Here is a 3103-nt window from a genome sequence, read left to right on the forward strand (position 1 = left end):
TGCCCATTTATTTAGGCTTTTTTGAATTTGTGCATAACGCCAGAAAACGCGGTAAAGCGTTATTAAGTTCACTGTTGGAACTGATTATCAGCTAACTCCCCGGAATCCATTATGAGCCCATACATATTGTGTATTTGATTCGGAATATATACGGTTAGCGAATCAACGCTTCTATCGCCCTGGCATGGAAATGCTGATTGAATCTGCAATGGAACCGGTCCCCAGATACAAAGAAAAACGCCGGCATGAACAAGACAAAGGAGATTCTCAATAGCTCGAAGAACGCGGTTCCGGAACGCCCTGAAGGATTGATGGATGCGTGCCCCGGCCAGATCAGGAAGCTGGACGGCGTGAATGCCGTCTTGAAGCCGAAGCCGCCCAAGGACAAGGTTGGCTTGCCGAGCTCGGTATTTGCCATCCAGATCTCAGGCGGCGCGGCCGAACAGTGCTGTTTTATGATGGATTATCATGGCGAAGCAGTCATCGTGGATAAACTGCACAACGTGAGATGCCCGCTGTCGCAGGCTCATCGCAAGAACTCATTAATGCAGCCCAACAAATAAGCCGACTTAGAATCCGATTATGAATAGAGTGTCATTTTTTTCTAAACTGGTCGTTGGCGTCATCGTATTGCTGGCATTGATCGTTTTGCATGTAATACCGCTTCCTATATTGGAAGTGCTGATTTTGTATGTGATGATTTTCCGGCCGCGCTGGTTTAAGAAACTGGTGGACCAGTTTTATGAACAATAAATTATTCTCCGATTTACAGCGAAACACCCCTTGATAAACCCGGGCTCTGTTTTAATCAGGCATTTTTGCCTTAAGGGCTGGCAGTGGGAATATTCAATGTTATTCATATCCGTTTATCATGCGTAAAACGCAGGTTATAAAGCAAATATCACAAAATCATCAGCATTTCCTGATAAGTTTCCCTTTCAGATTTATTTTTAAATTAAGTTTAAGGAGTTGACCATGGAAACGGTATTTCGCTTGCAGCCCGAAACCGAATTCCACACCGACGAGAAATGTTACATTATCGAGATGCTCAACACGCCTGGCGATGAAACCTGCTCAATTGCCCGCGCCCGCGTCGAGCCCGGTGTTACAACCTGCTTACATGCCGTTCGCGGTACGGTAGAGCGCTATGTCATTCTTGAAGGCGAAGGGGAAGTGGAAATCGATGGTGCTCCGTTTGTAAAAGTTCGCCCTCTTGATGTAGTGCATATTCCTGCAGGGATTTCTCAACGCATCAGGAACACAGGGCAAACCGATCTTGTGTTTCTTGCAATTTGTACGCCGCGATTCAAGCAAGACGCTTATGTGGATCTGGAAAATTCCACTGTTGGCTGACCGAGAAAATCCAGTCAAAAACAGCCATTGACTCCTGTGGGATGTGACCTGATATCAGAAATGGCCTCCAAAATCTGGACAGTAGCTTAAGTGATAAAACTGCCCTATTGTGATATCAAAACCTGAGTAAAAAACAATAAACAAGGCCAATGTGCTTAGCTGCGCACTATCCGAAAAATGACCAGCCTGCCAGGCGAGGGCGAGCGATATATCTATTATATTCCAATGGCCAAAGGCTTTCTCTCTATCCGGTCGAGGTAATGGATTGGTATAAAGGCATTGAGCTGGCGCCTGTCGAACGCACTGGACACCCGCTTTTGCGTAGAAGACTTGGAAGAAGCGATTATTCGTACCGCGCCAATGCTCTAGATTTTTTCAAATAACGAGATTCATGCACGTTAAGTGATGGGGTAATTACCGTACAATTACTAATGAAAAAACCTTTGTAGCATAAACGGAAAACCTAATTACCCTGATCAAACTGCGAAAGCGGTCATCATTCCATGGAATAAATTGGTTGACCGGATAACAACGTTGTCAAAATCAATAAGGAAGTCAACATGTCCAACACTCTCGCGTATCCGATGAAGCAGTTTCAACTCCCTAACGGCATGCGTTTCTGGAACGCTCCGGAATCAGGCAAGGAGACCAAATTCATTTACAGGGAGATCTTCGAAGAGCGCTGCTACGAGAGGCACGGCGTGACCATCGCTGATGGCGACGTCGTGTTCGACGTGGGAGCCAATATCGGCATGTTTGCCCGCTCATTGATGGACCGTTTCCACGATCTGCAGCTCTACTGTTTCGAGCCTGTACCGAATACGCGATCCTGCCTCGAACGGAATATCGCCGAATGTCCCGATAGACCGGGGCACCTGGTTACAGTCCTGGATGTTGCCGTTGGCGCGAAGGAATATCAGACGACGATCGACTTCTTCCCCTCCGCACCGGGCAACTCCACGTTATATCCTGAAGAGAAAAAGCAAGAATTCAACGATATCGCTGATGAGCTCCGCATCGCTGATCTCTGGAAAGCCAAAAAAGGCGCTGCTCTCCTTGCGTTTCTGCTTTATCCGTTCCGGCGATGGCTGCTCCGTCGAATATCCAAGAAGTTTTTGGGGGAGGCAAAGCCGATACCGTGCCAGGTGCGGACGATCAGCAATGTAATCCGTGAGCGGGGCGTGCAGCACATTGACCTGCTGAAGGTGGATGTCGAAGGCGCCGAACTGGATGCGCTTGCCGGGATCGAGGACGAGCACTGGCCATTGATCCGTCAGCTTGCTGTGGAGGTGTCGCCGGCAAACAAGCATCACATAGCTATGCTCTCGAATCGCCTGCGATCACTTGCCTTCTCGCGAATCGTTGTGGAGAACATGCTCGGAGGCGACGACGATCTCAGCTTGCCGGGGCCTTGTACGGTTTATGCCGTGCGATAAGCGTGAGTGCTCAGCTGGGTTGAACGGGCAAAGGCCGTTCAGAAGCTCGAAGACTGAAAAATTACGTTCGCTATTGATGCGTCTCTGAACGAGGGCTGCTCTACGTCCAGATTAAGCATTAGCAAGTAATCCAGAGCAGCATAGGGGCATCGGGGGAAGTAGTAGCACCGATAATTTGTAGTAATTGAAACTTAACCTCATTGATTTTTTCAATAGGCAAAATTTTATATTTCCTGCTGCCCTTTCCTGTCGCCTTGCTATCTCTAAGTCTCATGAGCATGTATATGAAATACTACGACATCGGAGTTAATATG

General features: G+C 47.8%; 4 protein-coding genes. All 4 read left to right on the forward strand.

From position 1 onward, the window contains the following. The first annotated feature begins 245 nt into the window (after positions 1–245). Complete coding sequence (locus V2P20_RS02740) at positions 246–563, forward strand: hypothetical protein (RefSeq protein WP_331815888.1); 318 nt, start codon at positions 246–248, stop codon at positions 561–563. Positions 564–582: 19 nt separating this feature from the next. Further along, the gene (locus V2P20_RS02745; protein WP_331815890.1) at positions 583–753 is read left to right on the forward strand and encodes a hypothetical protein; all 171 of its coding nucleotides are present in this window, start codon (positions 583–585) and stop codon (positions 751–753) included. A 222-nt stretch (positions 754–975) separates the two neighbouring features. Further along, positions 976–1353, forward strand: coding sequence for a cupin domain-containing protein (locus V2P20_RS02750; RefSeq protein WP_331815892.1), 378 nt, complete (start codon positions 976–978; stop codon positions 1351–1353). A gap of 560 nt (positions 1354–1913) precedes the next feature. Beyond that, complete coding sequence (locus V2P20_RS02755; protein ID WP_331815894.1) at positions 1914–2789, forward strand: FkbM family methyltransferase; 876 nt, start codon at positions 1914–1916, stop codon at positions 2787–2789. The last annotated feature ends 314 nt before the right edge of the window (positions 2790–3103 follow it).

It is taken from the genome of Methylobacter sp. Wu1 (genome assembly GCF_036553575.1).
Classification (GTDB): domain Bacteria; phylum Pseudomonadota; class Gammaproteobacteria; order Methylococcales; family Methylomonadaceae; genus Methylobacter.